This window comes from Pukyongiella litopenaei, from assembly GCF_003008555.2.
GTDB classification, from domain to species: domain Bacteria; phylum Pseudomonadota; class Alphaproteobacteria; order Rhodobacterales; family Rhodobacteraceae; genus Pukyongiella; species Pukyongiella litopenaei.
The window spans coordinates 1999088-2015841 of sequence record NZ_CP027665.1; the positions used below are offsets into that span (position 1 = coordinate 1999088).

The 16754-nt window shown below is 65.7% G+C and carries 11 protein-coding genes, 1 tRNA gene and 1 pseudogene; 10 read left to right on the plus strand and 3 right to left on the minus strand.

The window, feature by feature from the left end:
• The first annotated feature begins 118 nt into the window (after positions 1–118).
• From C6Y53_RS09985 to C6Y53_RS10010, 6 genes are all read left to right on the plus strand, one after another.
• Positions 119–1495 carry a CmpA/NrtA family ABC transporter substrate-binding protein gene (locus tag C6Y53_RS09985; RefSeq protein WP_106472304.1) on the plus strand — a complete coding sequence of 459 codons (1377 nt, stop codon included), beginning with the start codon at positions 119–121 and terminating at the stop codon, positions 1493–1495.
• Positions 1496–1589: 94 nt separating this feature from the next.
• Positions 1590–2666 carry an ABC transporter permease gene (locus C6Y53_RS09990; RefSeq protein WP_106472305.1) on the plus strand — a complete coding sequence of 359 codons (1077 nt, stop codon included), beginning with the start codon at positions 1590–1592 and terminating at the stop codon, positions 2664–2666.
• A gap of 5 nt (positions 2667–2671) precedes the next feature.
• On the plus strand, positions 2672–4363 hold the full coding sequence (locus C6Y53_RS09995; protein ID WP_211299351.1) for an ABC transporter ATP-binding protein: 1692 nt from the start codon (positions 2672–2674) through the stop codon (positions 4361–4363).
• A 4-nt stretch (positions 4364–4367) separates the two neighbouring features.
• Entirely contained in the window at positions 4368–6800 is a 2433-nt protein-coding gene (gene nirB, locus C6Y53_RS10000; protein ID WP_106472307.1) for a nitrite reductase large subunit NirB, read from the plus strand.
• Entirely contained in the window at positions 6797–7126 is a 330-nt protein-coding gene (gene nirD, locus C6Y53_RS10005; RefSeq protein WP_106472308.1) for a nitrite reductase small subunit NirD, read from the plus strand. The genes nirB and nirD overlap by 4 nt, the downstream gene beginning before the upstream one ends.
• Positions 7126–9756 (plus strand): nitrate reductase, encoded by a 2631-nt coding sequence (locus tag C6Y53_RS10010; RefSeq protein WP_106474037.1) that lies wholly within the window; start codon positions 7126–7128, stop codon positions 9754–9756. Before nirD ends, C6Y53_RS10010 begins: the two co-directional genes overlap by 1 nt.
• A gap of 219 nt (positions 9757–9975) precedes the next feature.
• Here C6Y53_RS10010 and C6Y53_RS21225 read toward each other — a convergent pair whose 3' ends face one another.
• Entirely contained in the window at positions 9976–11016 is a 1041-nt protein-coding gene (locus C6Y53_RS21225; RefSeq protein WP_244614800.1) for a Hint domain-containing protein, read from the minus strand.
• A 94-nt stretch (positions 11017–11110) separates the two neighbouring features.
• Here C6Y53_RS21225 and C6Y53_RS21230 point away from each other — a divergent pair.
• Positions 11111–11425, plus strand: a pseudogene (locus C6Y53_RS21230) (helix-turn-helix domain-containing protein); the annotation flags it as partial.
• Between the two features lie 346 nt (positions 11426–11771).
• Here C6Y53_RS21230 and C6Y53_RS10025 read toward each other — a convergent pair.
• Together C6Y53_RS10025 and hemE are read right to left on the minus strand one after the other, a co-directional pair.
• Positions 11772–11848: transfer RNA gene (locus C6Y53_RS10025), tRNA-Met, on the minus strand.
• A 37-nt stretch (positions 11849–11885) separates the two neighbouring features.
• The gene (hemE, locus tag C6Y53_RS10030) at positions 11886–12953 is read right to left on the minus strand and encodes a uroporphyrinogen decarboxylase (RefSeq protein WP_106472310.1); all 1068 of its coding nucleotides are present in this window, start codon (positions 12951–12953) and stop codon (positions 11886–11888) included.
• Positions 12954–13054: 101 nt separating this feature from the next.
• Here hemE and hemC point away from each other — a divergent pair, with 101 nt between their 5' ends.
• The 3 genes from hemC (at position 13055) to pstC (ending at position 16746) form a co-directional block, all read left to right on the plus strand.
• On the plus strand, positions 13055–14011 hold the full coding sequence (gene hemC, locus C6Y53_RS10035) for a hydroxymethylbilane synthase (protein WP_106472311.1): 957 nt from the start codon (positions 13055–13057) through the stop codon (positions 14009–14011).
• A 244-nt stretch (positions 14012–14255) separates the two neighbouring features.
• Positions 14256–15293, plus strand: coding sequence for a substrate-binding domain-containing protein (locus C6Y53_RS10040; protein WP_106474039.1), 1038 nt, complete (start codon positions 14256–14258; stop codon positions 15291–15293).
• A gap of 76 nt (positions 15294–15369) precedes the next feature.
• Positions 15370–16746 carry a phosphate ABC transporter permease subunit PstC gene (pstC, locus tag C6Y53_RS10045; RefSeq protein WP_106474040.1) on the plus strand — a complete coding sequence of 459 codons (1377 nt, stop codon included), beginning with the start codon at positions 15370–15372 and terminating at the stop codon, positions 16744–16746.
• Positions 16747–16754: the final 8 nt, after the last annotated feature.

The window sequence follows — 16754 nt, forward strand, 5'->3', positions numbered from 1 at the left end:
ACCGACCGGGAATTTCCGAGCAAGGCCGCTCGCGCACCGCTGATTTCTCAGCGGTCTGTGCAGTGGCCTTTCGTGCGTTTGCCCGGTCCCTCCGCCGGGCTCATCAGAAGGATAGACGATGAAAGAGTTTCTTCTCGGCCTCGCCGCCTCGACCGCGCTGACCGCGCTGGCGAGCCCCGCATCTGCGGAAATGCTCGATCTGGAAAAGGATGAACTGACCCTTGGCTTCATCAAGCTGACGGATATGGCCCCGCTCGCCGTAGCCTATGAAAATGGCTATTTCCTCGACGAGGGGCTGTTCGTCACGCTGGAAGCGCAGGCCAACTGGAAGGTGCTGCTCGACGGGTTGATCGACGGGCAGCTGGACGGCGCCCATATGCTGGCCGGCCAGCCGCTGGCCGCGACCATCGGTTTCGGCACCGAGGCACATATCGTCACGCCGTTTTCCATGGACCTGAACGGCAACGGCATCACCGTGTCGAACGAGGTCTGGGAAAGGATGCAGCCGCATATCGCCCGGATGGACGATGGCCGCCCGCAACACCCGATCAGCGCATCGGCGCTGGCGCCGGTGGTCGATGAGTTCAGGGCTGAGGGCAGGGCCTTCAACATGGGCATGGTCTTTCCGGTGTCGACCCATAATTACGAACTGCGCTACTGGCTGGCCGCCGGTGGCCTGCATCCGGGCTATTACAGTCCCGAAAACACGCTGGGCCAGATCGGCGCGGATGTGCTGCTCTCGGTGACCCCGCCACCGCAGATGCCCGCGACGCTGGAGGCCGGCACGATCCACGGCTATTGCGTCGGCGAGCCGTGGAACCAGCAGGCGGTGTTCAAGGGCATCGGCGTGCCGGTCATCACCGACCACCAGCTGTGGAAGAACAACCCCGAGAAGGTCTTTGGCATCACCGCCGAGTTTGCCGGCGAAAATCCCAACACCACGCTGGCCGTGACCAAGGCGTTGATCCGCGCGGCCATGTGGCTGGACGAGAACGGGAACGCCAACCGCACCGAGGCCGTGGAGATCCTGTCGCGGCCCGAATATGTCGGCGCGGATTACGATGTGATCGCCAACTCGATGACCGGATTCTTTGAATTCGAAAAGGGCGACAGGCGCGACATTCCCGATTTCAACGTGTTCTTCCGCTACAATGCCACCTACCCGTTCTATTCCGATGCGATCTGGTACCTGACCCAGATGCGCCGCTGGGGCCAGATCGACGAGGCCAAACCCGACAGCTGGTATGACGCGGTGGCCCGGTCCGTCTACAAGCCCGAGATCTATCTCGAGGCGGCGCGCCTGCTGGTCGAGGACGGGTTGGCCGATGCGGCCGATTTCCCCTGGGACAGCGATGGCTACAAGGCGCCGACACCCGCCGCCGATGTCATCGACGCCATCCCCTATGACGGCCGCACGCCCAACGCCTATCTCGAAAGCCTGCCGATCGGGTTGAAGGCGGGGCAGCGCGTCGTCGGCACCGATGTCGAAAGCTGATGTCCCGGCGCACCGCAAGGGCACAGCCCGCACCCCGGCTTCTGGCTGCGCGGCCTTCGCGCGCCCGCTCCCATGCTGACGAGGACCTTTTCCCATGACCACCGCCGATCCGAATTTCGCCGCCACCGCCGACCGCGAGGCACGGCGCGCGCGGCTCTTCACCCGCATCAACGCCGCCGACAGGTGGTTCCGGGTTCTGGGGCTGAGCTGGCTCACCCCGATGCTCAGGGCTGCCGCGGGTGACAATCCGCGCGCGCAGGTCAGGGATATCTGGCGCCTGCTGGTCGTGCCGCTGCTGGCGATCGCCGCCTTTCTCATGCTCTGGGGCGTTCTGGCCCCCAGGGTGCAGACATCGCTGGGCGCCGTGCCGGGCCCTGCCCAGGTCTGGGACGAGGCGGTGAACCTGCATCAGGACGCACGGGCCAAGTTCGCCAAGAAAGCCGAGTTCGACGCCAAGGTCGCACAGATCAACGAGCGCCTGGTCGCACAAGGACGCGCGCCGAAAGAGCGGGCCTATACAGGCGCCCCCACCTATTACGAACAGATCTGGACCTCGATCCAGACCGTGTTCTTCGGGTTCCTGCTGGCCACCGCGGTCGCCGTGCCGCTGGGCATTCTGGCCGGCCTCTCGCCCACCGCGAATGCCGCGCTGAACCCCTTGATCCAGATCTTCAAGCCGGTCTCGCCCCTGGCCTGGCTGCCCATCGTCACCATGATCGTCTCGGCGCTCGCCGCCACCGGGGACGGGCTGTTCCCCAAGAGTTTCATCATCTCGGCCGTGACCGTGACGCTCTGTTCGCTCTGGCCGACGCTGATCAATACGGCGCTCGGCGTGGCGAGCATCGACAAGGATCTCGTCAATGTCTCCAAGGTGCTGAAAATGAACACCCGGACCAAGATCACCAAGCTGGTCCTGCCCTCGGCCCTGCCGTTGATCTTCACCGGGCTGCGCCTGTCGCTGGGTGTCGGCTGGATGGTGCTGATCGCGGCGGAAATGCTGGCGCAGAACCCCGGTCTGGGCAAATTCGTCTGGGACGAGTTCCAGAACGGTTCTTCGTCCAGCCTCGCCCGGATCATGGTCGCGGTGCTGACCATCGGCATTATCGGCTTTCTGCTGGACCGGGTGATGTACGCGCTGCAATCGCTCTTCACCTTCACGAACAACCGGTGAACGACATGGCCATTCTCACGCTTGAAAACGTCTCGCAGAGCTACGGCGCCGGCACCGACGCCACCCATGTTCTCAGGGACATCAACCTCGATGTTCGGGAGGGTGAGTTCCTCGTCCTTCTGGGGTTCTCGGGCTCTGGCAAGACGACGCTGATCAATCTGATGGCGGGGCTGGAACACCCCACCAGCGGCACCGTGACCTATCGGGGCCGGCCGGTTACCGAACCCGGCCCCGAACGCGGGGTGATCTTTCAGAACTATTCACTGATGCCCTGGCTGACGGTCAACGGAAATGTCGGGCTGGCCGTCGACACCGTCTTTCCCGGCCTGAGCAGGGCGGAACGGGCCGCGAAAGTCGCCCGGTATGTGCGGATGGTGGGGCTGAGCCACGCCGCCACCCGTCGCCCGGGAGAGCTCTCGGGTGGGATGCGCCAACGGGTGAACGTGGCGCGCGCGCTGGCGATGAACCCGGAAATGCTGCTGCTGGACGAGCCGCTTTCGGCGCTGGACGCGCTGACGCGGGCCAACCTGGCCGACGAGATCGAACGCATCTGGGAGGCGGACCGGAAGACCTGCGTCCTGATCACCAATGACGTGGACGAGGCCATCATCCTTGCCGACCGGATCATCGCGCTGAACCCGGATGGCACGCTGGGAGATGAATTCGAGGTCGACATCCCGCGCCCGCGCGACCGGATCGAAATGAACGCCAGCGACCGGTTCAAGGCGCTCCGGGCCGATGTCACCGGATACCTGATGGATGTAGGCATCGAGGCCAGGGTCGAAGGCACACGGCGTCTGCCGGACGTGACGCCGGTCCACAACCTGCCCGCGGCGGTCAGGGAGGCCCGGAAAGGGCTGATCGACAACCGGTTCCTCGATTTCTCGCAACTGCACAAGATCTACCCGACACCCGAAGGCCCGCTGACCGTGGTCGAGGATTTCGACCTCAGGATCGACAGGGGCGAATTCATCTCGCTGATCGGCCATTCCGGATGTGGCAAATCGACCGTGCTGACCATGGCCGCCGGCCTGAACCCGATCTCGCGGGGCGCGATCAAGCTGGACGGCCGCCATGTGGAAGGTGCCGATCCCGAACGCGCCGTGGTGTTCCAGTCGCCGAACCTGTTCCCGTGGCTGAGCGCGCGGGAAAACTGCGCCATCGGGGTCGACAAGGTCTATCCCAACGCGTTGCGGTCCGAGCGTCAGGACGTGGTGGAATACTACCTGGAGCGCGTCGGACTGGCCGATGCGATGGACAAGCCCGCCTGCGAGATGTCGAACGGCATGCAGCAGCGGGTTGGCATCGCCCGCGCCTTTGCGCTGTCGCCCAAGCTGCTGTTGCTCGATGAACCCTTTGGCATGCTCGACAGCCTGACGCGCTGGGAATTGCAGGAAGTTCTGATGGAGGTCTGGTCGCGCACCAAGGTGACCGCAATCTGCGTCACCCATGACGTGGACGAGGCGATCCTCCTGGCCGACCGGGTGGTGATGATGACCAACGGCCCGCGGGCCACGATCGGCAGGATCACGAGCGTCGACCTGCCCCGCCCGCGCACGCGCAAGGCGCTGGCGCAGCATCCGGACTATTACGCCTACCGGCAAGAGGTGCTCGATTTCCTCGAGGAATACGAACACGGCAACGCGCCCGGAAAACCGACGCCGGCCCCGGCCCCCAAACCCATTGCAGCGGAGTGACCCCATGACCCAGAAACTTGTGATCATCGGGGCGGGCATGGCCTCGGGCCGGGTGATCGAAACGCTCGTCGATACCGACCCCGGCGCCTATGACATCACGTTGTTCAACGCGGAACCGCGCGGCAACTACAACCGCATCATGCTGTCGCCGGTGCTGTCCGGGGAAAAGACCTATGAGGAAATCGTCACCCATGACGATGACTGGTATGCACGGCATGACGTGACCTGCCGGTTCGGCGAGCATGTGATCGGCATCGACCGGGGCCGCAAGGTGGTTGTCGGTCAGAACGGCGAAGCGCCCTATGACAAGCTGATCGTCGCGACCGGTTCGGCCCCGTTCATCATCCCTGTTCCGGGCCGGGATCTGCCCGGCGTCATCACCTATCGCGATCTGGACGATACCAACGCGATGATCGACGCCGCGCGGCAGGGGGGAAAGGCGGTTGTCATCGGCGGCGGGCTCCTGGGGCTCGAGGCCGCCGCCGGTCTGGCCGAACGCGGGATTAAGGTGACGGTGGTTCACCTGATGGGCCATCTCATGGAACGCCAGCTGGACGAAGCCGCGGGCTATCTCTTGCGCGGCGATCTGGAACGGCGCGGCATCACCATCCGCACAGGCGCCTCGACCAAGGCGATCCTCGGCGAGGACAGGGCCGAGGCGGTGCTGCTGGAGGACGGCGTGACGCTGGGCGCAGATCTTGTCGTCATGGCGGTGGGCATCCGGCCCGAAACCCGCCTCGCCACCGATGCGGGGCTGGCCGTGGCGCGGGGGATCGAGGTGGATGCGCATATGCAGACCTCGGACCCGGACATCTACGCCGTGGGCGAATGCGTCGAATATGACGGCCATCTCTTTGGCCTCGTCGCGCCGCTATATGATCAGGCCGGGGTGCTGGCCCGGACGCTGACCGGCGCGCCCGATGCCTTTGTCGTCAGGGATATCGCCACCAAGCTCAAGGTCACCGGATGCGATCTGTTTTCCGCCGGGGATTTCGCCGACGGGCCCGGCCGGGAGGACATCGTGTTTCGCGACCCGGCCCGGGGCATCTACAAGCGGCTGGTCATCGAAGGCGACCGGCTGGTCGGCGCGGTGATGTATGGCGACACCGCCGACGGCAACTGGTTCTTTGGCCTGATCAAGGACGGCACCGAGATCGACGAGATGCGCGACACGCTGATCTTTGGCCCCGCATATCAGGGGGGGACCCGGGCGGACCCTCTCTCAGCCGTTGCAGCCTTGCCGCGTGACGCGGAAATCTGCGGCTGCAACGGCATCTGCAAGGGCACCATCGTGGACGCGATCGAGGGCGGCGCCACTGACCTGGGGGCGATCCGGGCGCAGACCAGGGCCAGCGCCTCCTGCGGCACCTGCACCGGCCTGGTGGAACAGCTGCTGCAGATGACGATGGGCGAGGGTTTCGAAATGCCCGCGGCGCAGCCCATCTGCGGCTGTTGCGACCTCACCCACGAGGACGTGCGCCGGCTGATCAAGGCGCAGAAACTGAAATCGCAGGCCGCCGTCTGGCAGGAACTGGGCTGGAAGACTCCCAACGGCTGCCATGTCTGCCGTCCGGCGGTGAATTTCTACCTGCTGGCCGATTGGCCGCTGGATTACCGCGACGACCCGCAGAGCCGTTTCGTCAACGAACGCAAACACGCCAACATCCAGAAGGACGGCACGTTTTCGGTGGTGCCGCGCATGTGGGGCGGCATCACCAACGCCGGCGAACTGCGCGCGATCGCGGATGCCGCCGACAAATACAACGTGCCAACGGTCAAGGTCACCGGCGGGCAGCGCATCGACCTGCTGGGGGTCAGGGGCGAGGATCTGCCCCATATCTGGGCCGATCTGAACAAGGCCGGGCTGGTTTCCGGCCATGCCTATTCCAAGGGTCTGCGCACGGTGAAAACCTGTGTCGGCACCGATCACTGCAGGTTCGGCACGCAGGATTCCACCGGCCTCGGCATCAGGCTGGAACAGCTGCTCTGGGGGTCCTGGACCCCGCACAAGGTCAAGCTGGGCGTTTCGGGCTGCCCGCGCAACTGCGCCGAAGCGACCTGCAAGGATATCGGCATCATCTGCGTCGACAGCGGCTATCAGGTCGGCGTCGGTGGCGCGGCGGGCATGGACGTGAAGGAGACCGAACGCCTGATCGACGTTGCCACCGAAGCCGAGGCCATCGAGGTCACCGTGGCCTTTGTCCAGCTCTACCGCGAAAACGCCAGGTATCTCGACCGGCCCTACAAATGGCTGGGCAAGGTGGGGCTGGACTGGGTGAAAGAGCGCATCATGAATGCGGATGAACGCGCCCGGCTGATCGGGGCCTTCGAGCTGTCGCAATCCATCTATCGCAAGGATCCCTGGGCCGAGCAGGCCCAAACCCGCGCGGCAAGCTATGCACCGCTGGCGGACCTGACACTGGAGGCAGCAGAATGAGCTGGATCGACATCGGCCACATCGACGACATCCCCCTGCGCGGCGCACGGGTGGTCAAGACTCCGGTCGGCTGCGTGGCGCTGTTCCGCACGGCGGAGACCGAGATCTTTGCCGCGTCCAACACCTGCCCGCACAAGGGCGGGCCGCTGGCCGACGGGATCGTGCATGGGCAATCGGTGACCTGCCCGCTGCACAACTGGGTCTTTGATCTCAATACCGGCGCGGCACGGGGCGAGGATGGCCGCATCGCAACCTATCCGCTGCGATTGACCGGCGGCCGCATCCTGCTGGATGGCGACGCGGTCGGCAAGAGATGCGCCGCATGATGGACGGTTCGGGCCTGCCGGAAACACGGTCGACCTGCCCCTATTGCGGCGTCGGGTGCGGGGTCCTGTTGCGCCCCGATGGCCGCGGCGGGCTGGACGTGCGCGGCGATCCCGACCATCCGGCGAATTTCGGACGGCTCTGTTCCAAGGGTGCGGCACTGGCCGAAACCGTCGGGCAGGCGCACCGTCTTCTGGCGCCGCGGGTTGACGGCAGGCAGACCGATTGGGACACGGCGCTGCAACAGGTGGCGGACCGGTTTTCCGCCACCATCGGCCGGCACGGCCCCGACAGCGTGGCCTTCTACGTTTCTGGCCAGCTGCTGACCGAGGACTATTATGTCGCCAACAAGCTGATGAAAGGCTTCATCGGTTCGGCCAATATCGACACGAATTCCCGGCTTTGCATGGCCTCCAGCGTGGCGGGGCACAAACGCGCCTTTGGCGCCGACACCGTGCCCGGCACCTATGAGGATATCGACGAGGCCGATCTGGTGGTGCTGGTCGGCTCCAATCTCGCGTGGTGCCACCCGGTGCTGTATCAGCGCCTTCTGTCGGCGCGGAAATCCCGCGGCACGCGGATCGTCGTGATCGACCCGCGCCGCACGGCAAGCTGTGACGGGGCGGACATGCACCTGGCCTTGCAGCCGGGCAGCGATGTGGCGCTGTTCAACCGGCTGCTCGGGACCATCCATGAACGCGGCGCCGCTGACGCCGGTTTCCTGTCCCACACGGACGGCTATGACGATGCGGTCGCGGCGGCGCTGGCCGACGATGCCGCGGTCACCGGCCTGTCCAGCCGGCAGATCGAGGCGTTCTGCGCCCTGTGGATACGAACCGAAAAGGTGGTGACGATCTATTCGCAGGGCGTGAACCAGTCCACATCCGGCACCGACAAGGTCAACGCCATTCTCAATTGCCACCTTGCCACCGGCCGGATCGGCAGGCCGGGAATGGGGCCGCTGTCGGTCACCGGCCAGCCCAACGCCATGGGCGGGCGCGAGGTCGGCGGGCTGGCCAATACGCTGGCCTGTCACCTCGACCTGGAAAATCCCGATCATCGCGGCGCGGTGCGCACCTTCTGGGATGCGCCGCGGATGCCCGATGCGCCGGGCCTGAAGGCGGTGGACATGTTCCGCGCGGTTGGCGACGGCCGGATCAAGGCGCTCTGGATCATCCACACGAACCCGGCTGTCACGATGCCCGAGGCGGACGCGGTGCGAGATGCCATCGCGGGGTGCGAGTTCACCGTGGTCAGCGACATCAGCGCCACGACCGACACCGCGCGGCTGGCCGATGTGCTGCTGCCCGCCACCGCCTGGGGCGAAAAGGACGGCACCGTCACCAATTCCGACCGCACGATCAGCCGCCAGCGCGCTGTTCTCGCCGCCCCCGGCGCCGCCCGTCCCGATTGGGCGATCCTGGCCGAGGTCGGGCGGCGCATGGGCCATGACCGGGCGTTCGACTATGACAGCCCCGCCGAGATCTTTCGCGAACACGCGGCGCTGTCGCGCATCGCGGGTCAGTTCGGACGGGATTTCGACATCTCGGGGTTCGCCGATCTGGACGACCGCGCCTATGCCGGGCTGGCCCCGGTCCGCTGGCCCGTGACCCGAACGCGCGCGGGCGGGCGTTTCTTTGCCGACGGCCGGTTCTTCCATGCAGGCGGAAACGCCCGTATCGTCCCGGTCACCTGCCGTCCGCCGGCGGCGAAGACCGGGCCGCGCTACCCGTTTCGTCTCAATACCGGGCGGCTGCGCGACCAGTGGCATACGATGACACGCACGGCGCTCAGCCCCCGCCTGTCGGCCCATCTGCCCGAGCCCTTCATCGACCTGCATCCCGACGACGCCCAATCCCTGGGTATCCATGCGGCCGATCTCGTGCAGGTGCAAAACCGGCATGGCCAGGCCATCCTGCGCGCCCGGATCACCGATGCGGTCCAGCCCGGCCAGGTCTTTGCGCCGATGCACTGGACCGGCGAAACCGCCCCCTCGGCCCGGATCGATGCGCTGGTGGCGGCCATGACCGACCCGGTCTCGGGCCAGCCGGAAAGCAAGGCCAGCGTGGTGGCGCTGACCCGTTTTGACGCGGCCTGGTATGGCTTTGCCGTATCACGCGACGCGATGTTGCCGAACGCGGATTACTGGGCCATGGCACGCACCGAACATGGGTATCGGGCCGAGCTGGCAGGCCGGGATCCCCGCGCGGACTGGGAGGCCGAGGCCCGGCGCCTGTTCCGGTCCCCCGGTTCCAGCGCCGTGTCGATCAGCGATGCCGGGCGCGGCGTGGCCCGGGTGGCGCTCTACATGGGGCGAGCGTTGATCGGCGCGCTGTTCGTCGCCCCCCGTCCCGTTGCGGTGATGCGCGACTATCTGGTGACCTTGCCGGGGCAGGCGGCAGAGGGCATCCTGCTGGGCCGCCCGGCGGCGGACGTGCCGAACCCCGGCCCGGTTCTGTGTTCCTGCCTGGGGGTGGGGGTGAACACCATTGTCGAGGCCGTGGAAACCCGGGGCCTGGTATCGGTCGAAGCCATCGGCGAGGCCTTGGGCGCGGGCACGAATTGCGGGTCCTGCCGCTCGGAGATCGCGGCGATCCTGCGCGGGTTGACCGCCCCGGAGGCAGCGCAATGAGCCTCGGGGATCATTTGCGGACCCGCGGATACAGAGCGGATCGGTCCCGATCCCGAACCGACCGGAGACCCGTGTCGCCAAACGCCAGAGCGGGAACGGCGCACTCTGACGACAAGGCCAACGCCCTGCCCAATGACGCCCGCGGGCCGGCCACGGCATTGATCCGGCTCGATTGCGCAAATCGGGGGCTGAGCGGGCGTCCCCTTGCCCTCGGCAGACCTAGCCCACCAGAGCGCGGCCATGCAGATGGTGCTGTTCGGCCAGTTTCCGGCCCATCCTGCCCTTTTGCAACGATCGCGCCGCTTCGAGGACTTTGCCCTGCTCAGCGAGGTCGGGGAACAGCGTCAGGATTTCCGCACGCGCCGCGGGGCCGACGGCCTTCATTGCTTCGGGGCCGGTGAACAGGGATTCGGTTTCCGCACCGTCCGAGACGACAATCTCATGCTGGTTGAGCAGGAAGTGGAAATACTCGATTTCGGTGACATCGGTGGCGGGGTCGATGCCGCCCATTGCAAGCAACTGCCTGGCGGCGACCAGAACCTCGATCGTGCCGAACATGTTTCGCGCGATCTTTGACCGCACCAGGATGCGATGCTGCGGCGAGACCAGCAGATCGCGGGTCGGGGTCCCCTTGCCCAAAGCGCCGGCACGAATGCGGATCGGGCGCAGTTTCGGATTGCGCGCGAGCATTGCCGCCGTCACCCGTTTCGAACCGATCCAGAGAATGGGCTTTGCGCCGTGATCCTTGGTCAGGACCATGTCACCAACTGCAAGCGTCTCGACGGGAACTTCTCCGGCGGGGGTCGCGATCAGCGTACCGGCGGCAAAACAGACCAGAGAGGTGTCCAGATCCCCACCCAGTGGCGGAGGGTCCGTGCCTTCAAGTTCGGGTTCGCCCCTGTTGAAATCGACCGTTGACACATGTTCGGACAGATAGGCCGAAGACTTTTCATAGGGCGCGGTCGAAAAGATGAAAAGCTCACCCCCGTCACGAACGATCACATAGTAATTGCCCTCGTCATCCAGAAAATGGCCTTCGTAATTTCCGATCTTGTCTCCACCGACCTTGTAGATCGTGTCGGGGTCGTTGCCGAACAGCCCTTCGCCATCCAGCGTAAAGAACGTGTCACCCTCGTCGCGGTCCTCGATGCCGCCGGTTTCCGGACGCCCCACCGATGTATAGTCCCACTGGTTGTCCAGCCCCCGCTTGTCATACTCAAGGAACGATTTGTTGAGAGCGGCGGTGAGAAAGTCGGCCACGGTAGCGGCGGGATGAGCCTGCTGCAGGCGGCGTAAAAGTCGTCCACCTTTGCCCTTGCTGGTTTAAAGGAGGGAAGGCGGGAGGATCTTCACCGTGGATTTGTATCGCAAGGTTCATCTGGCCTGTGCCGAGGGTATGAGCCAGCGAGAAGCGGCCCGGCATTTCGGGATATCTCGTGACAGCGTACGGATGGTCTTGGCGATTTCGATTCCACCCGATTACCAGCGGTCGGCGCCGATCCGGCGTCCGAAGCTGGTTGGGTTCACCGGGAACATCGATCAATGGCTGTCTGAGGATCGGGAGCAACCACGCAAGCAGCGACATACAGCCAAACGGATCTTCGAACGGCTGCGCGGCGAGCTCGGTTTGGCGGGCGGATACACCATCATTAAGGACTATCTGCGGGAGCACGGCCGGCATGAACACGTCCAGGTCCTTCGGCTGTTCGAAAGCTACGAGATGGAAGAAGTCCATGCGGCAATCCGGGCCGCCCTTCAGATGGGCACGATCAGCTTCGACGCCGTGAAACACCGGGTGCTGTGCCGGATCGAACGTCGACCTCCGAGGCTCGATCTCGATGTCTATCCCTACCTGCCAATGGCGAAGGTGGCGACGACATCTCCGGCCAGCTACCTGTGCCTGACCGCCGGCGCCTCGATATGACTGAGACGCAGCAGAAGCGGCGAAGATTTTGCGTTGTTACTGAAATTAGGAGATAACTTCGCCCGACGCATTGAAAAATATGGAGAAATCCTGGTAGCGGAGGAGGGACTTGAACCCCCGACACGCGGATTATGATTCCGCTGCTCTAACCAACTGAGCTACTCCGCCACAGGTTCGCGCGTCCTAGGCCAGCGCGGGCGGTGCGTCAAGCGGAATCTTGGGCGGTTTCGCGCACCGTTTCGATCATCAGCCGGACGTTGTCCGGATCGGCGTCGGGGGTGATGCCGTGGCCCAGGTTGAAGATATGCGGCCCGCCCGAAAAGGCCCGCAGGATGGCGCGGGTTTCCTCGACCAGTGCCGGTCCGCCGGTCACCATATGCGACGCGGCCAGGTTGCCCTGAACGCAGCCGTCGACCTGCACATGGGCCGCCGCCCAGAGCGGATCGACCGAGTTGTCGAGCGCCACGCAATCAACCCCGGTGGCGCGGGCGAAGCCCTCATAGGCGGGGCCGGCTTCGCGCGGGAAGCCGATCACCGGGATATGCGGGTATTTCGCCTTGAGCGCAGCGGTGATGGTGCGGCAGGGGGCCACCGCATAGCGGTCAAAGGCCGCGCCCTTCAGCGACCCGGCCCAGCTGTCGAAAAGCTTGACGACCTCGGCACCGGCGTCGATCTGGGCGGACAGGTAGTCGATGGTGGCCTGCGTGATGCGGTCGATCAGCGCGTCGAACAGGGCCGGATCGGTCTCGCGCAGCACATGCGCCGGAGCCTGGTCCGGGGTGCCGCGCCCGGCGATCATGTAGGTGGCCACGGTCCAGGGCGCCCCGGCAAAGCCGATCAACGTGGTGTCGCGCGGCAGTTCGCGGGTCAGGATGCGCAGGGTTTCATAGACGGGGGCCAGCGTGTCGTGGATCGCGTCGGCCGGTTTCAGCACGTCGAAATCGCGTTGCGCGGTCACGGTGGACAGGCGCGGCCCCTCGCCGGTGACAAACCACAGATCCGCCCCCAGCGCCTGCGGCACCAGCAGGATGTCTGCAAACAGGATCGCGGCGTCAAAGCCGTAGCGGCGGATCGGTTGCAGCGTCACCTCGGCGGCCAGGTCGGGCGTATAACACAGCCGCAGGAAGTCGCCCGCCTGCGCCCGCGTGGCGCGATATTCGGGCAGGTATCGCCCGGCCTGCCGCATCATCCAGACCGGCGGTGTCGCAAGGGTTTCGCCCGCCAGCGCCCGCAGGATGGTTTTCTGCCTGTTCTGCCCGAACTGCCCGGTCATGGCCGCCTCCGTTTCCGTTCCGGAACCGGTCGGGCCAAAGCGGCAATTTGTCAAGGGCGCGGCTGGTTGTCAGGGCAAAGTGACGCGACTAAGGAGGATACATGACCGTTCCGTTTCCATCCCCCGACCGACCGCTCAAGATCGGCACGCGCGGTTCGCCGCTGGCGCTCGCGCAGGCGCATGAGACCCGCGACCGCCTGTCCGCGGCGCATGACCTGCCGCCAGAGGCGTTCGACATCGTCGTGATCCACACGACCGGCGACAATCGCAGCCTGATCGATGCCGACCGGCCGCTGAAAGAGATCGGCAACAAGGGGCTGTTCACCAAGGAAATCGAAGAGGCGCTGCTGAGCGGCGGCATCGACATCGCCGTTCACAGCACCAAGGACATGCCGGTCGAACAGCCCGGCGGGCTGGTCCTGGGCACGTTCCTGCCGCGCGAGGACGTGCGCGACGCGTTCATATCGCCCACGAAAACCGGGCTGGCCGATCTGCCGCCGGGCGCCGTGGTGGGCACGTCCAGCCTGCGCCGCCGGGCCCAGCTGCTGAACCGCCGCCCCGACCTCAAAGTGGTCGAGTTCCGCGGCAACGTGCAGACACGGCTGCGCAAGCTGGACGACGGCGTGGCGGATTGCACCTTTCTGGCGATGGCGGGCCTGAGCCGGCTGGGCCGACGCGACGTACCGGCCACGCCGATCGAACCCGACGACATGCTGCCGGCGGTCGCGCAGGGGGCAATCGGGATCGAACGGCGCGCCGATGACCGTGCCGCGGCGATGCTGCTGGAGGCGATCCACGACACCGGAACCGCGCGGCGGCTGGCCGCCGAGCGGAGTTTCCTCGCGGCGCTGGACGGGTCGTGCGAAACCCCGATTGCCGCGCTCGCGGAGCTCGATGGCGGGGCGCTGCGCCTGCGGGGCCAGGTGCTGCGCCCGGACGGGTCCGAAGCCCTGTCGGACGATGTCACCGGCGCGGTCGAAGACGGTGCCGAGATGGGCCGCGCGATGGGGGCCGGGCTGCTGGCCCGCGCCGGCAAAGGCTTCTTCGACTGGCGCTGATCAGCCCCGCGCCACCTGTTTCGGCCCCGTGCCGGTCCCCCGGCGGCCATGGGCCGGTTTCGGTCGCGATCAGAGAATTGCCGGGGCAACATGATCGGCGCCGCGCAGATCGACGGCCTTTCGCAACGTAAATTCGCCGGGTTTCATGAAACTGTTACGTTGCCGTTACAAACACGACACGGAATCCTCTTACCCGCTGGTCCATGGCCGTGCTTCTGCGGCCGCAGAACTATTCGGAGTGATCATGTCCTACCTGAAACTGGCCGCATCTGGCGTTGCGCTTTCCGCCCTGATGGCAACCACCGCCGCCGCCCGTGACGAAATCCGCATCGTCGGATCGTCCACCGTGTTCCCCTATACCCAGGCCGTGGCTGAACAGTTCGCCAACATGACCGGCGCACCGTCACCCATCGTCGAATCCACCGGCACCGGCGGCGGCATGAAGATCTTCTGTGGCGGCATCGGCGAAGCCCATCCCGACATCACCGGCGCGTCGCGCGCGATGAAGGCGTCGGAATACAAGCTGTGCCAGGAAAACGGCGTCACCGATGTCACCGAGGCCCTGATCGGTTTCGACGGCCTGTCGATCGCGATCTCGCGCAGCAACGAAACCGACTGGGACCTGAGCCTGGGCGAAATCTTCCTGGCGCTGGCCGCGCAGGTGCCGGTTGACGGCGAATGGGCCGACAACCCATACAAGACCTGGAACGAGATCAATGCCGACCTGCCGGAGGTCGAGATCCTGGCCTATGGCCCCCCGCCGACCTCGGGGACCCGCGACGCGTTCGTCGAACTGGCGATGCATGAGGGCTGCAAGGAACTCGATTTTGTCAAGAACGGCGGTTTCGACAAGGCATGGGTTGCCGAAAACTGCTCGCGCATGCGCCAGGACGGCCCCTTCGTCGAAGCCGGTGAAAACGACAACCTGATCGTCCAGCGGCTCGAGGCCGACGCCAACAGCATGGGCATCTTCGGCTATTCGTTCCTGTATGAGAACCTGGACAAGCTGAAGGGCGTGAAGATCGAGGGCGTCGAGCCGACCACCGACACCATTGCCGACAAATCCTACCCGGTGTCGCGTCCGCTCTATTTCTACGTCAAGAACACCCATCGCGGCGTGATCCCGAACCTTGAAGAGTTCATCGCCGAATACATGTCCGATGACGCGCTGGCTGTTGATGGCTACCTGGCCGAACGCGGTCTGGTGGCGCTGTCCGACGATGCCCGCACCACGCTTCAGGACACCGTCCTGAACGGCAAGTCGATGGACGCGCTGAACTGATCGCGCCCGCGCGACGCAAATACCCGCCCGGTCCCTGCACGGGGTCCGGGCACATCCATTCGAGGTGGAACCCGAGATGACGACACTGGCCTTTGCCGTCCTGCTCGGCGCATCCCTGCTGGGATACGCGCTGAACCGGCAGGCGGCATCCGCGATCCATGCAGGCGGGACCCGGTTGCATTCCCTGTCCAACCACCACGGGCTCTATGCCCTGCTGCTGGTCCTGGTGCCGGTTCTGGTGCTGATCCTGGCCTGGCTGGCGCTGCAGGGGCCGGTCATCGACCGGCTGACCATGGCCGGGCTGCCCGAGGGCACGCTGGAGGCGCTTGACGGCGGCGGTGCCCAGCTGGTGCTGGCCGAGATCAAGTCGCTGGCCGGCGGCCGCGTCTTTGGCGATCCGGAGCCGTGGAAACAGGTTGCCGCCGAAAGATACGCATCGTTGCGGCTGCTGTCGGGCCAGATGCTGCTGGCGGTCGTCGCGGGGCTCTCGGCGATCATCCTGTTTTTCGCCCGCAGCCGCGTCGGCGCCGGGTTCCGTGCCCGCCAGCGGGTCGAAGGGATCGTGTCGGGCCTGATGATCTTCTGTTCGGTTGCGGCGATCTTCACCACCGTGGGCATCGTCGCGGCGCTGCTGTTCGAAACCCTGCGGTTCCTTGAAATGGTGCCGCTGACCGAGTTCCTGTTCGGCACCAACTGGGAACCGCAGATCCCGATCCGCGAAGGCCAGGTCGCCGCCGAGGGCGCGTTCGGCTGGCTGCCGGTGATCCTGGGGACGCTGGTGATCACCGTCGTGGCGCTGTTGCTGGCGGTGCCGGTCGGGCTTCTGTCGGCGATCTACCTGCATGAATTCGCGCCTGCGCGCCTGCGGGCCGTGGCCAAGCCGGTGCTGGAAATCCTGGCCGGCGTGCCGACCGTGGTCTATGGCTTCTTCGCCATCCTCGTCGTCGCCCCGGCGATCCGCGACTTCGGCGCCGCGATCGGCCTTCCGGTGTCTCCCAATACCGCGCTTGCCGCGGGCAGCGTGATGGGGGTGATGCTGATCCCGTTCATCTCGTCCTTTTCCGACGATGCGCTGTCGGCGGTGCCGCGGTCGCTGCGTGACGGGGCGCTGGCGCTGGGCGCGACGCGGGCGGAAACGGTCCTGAACGTGCTGTTTCCGGCTGCGCTGCCGGGGATCGTCGGCGGGGTGCTGCTGGCGGTGAGCCGCGCGATCGGCGAGACCATGATCGTGGTGATGGCGGCGGGCCTGATCGCCAAGATGACCGTCAACCCGCTCGATAGCGTGACCACGGTGACGGTGCAGATCGTCACCCTGCTGATCGGCGACACGTCCTTTGACAACCCCAAGACGCTGGCCGCCTTCGCGCTGGGCATGATGCTGTTCCTGGTGACGCTGGCGATCAACGTCTTTGCGCTGCGCATCGTGCGCAAATACCGCGAAGCATATGACTGAGGCCCCGA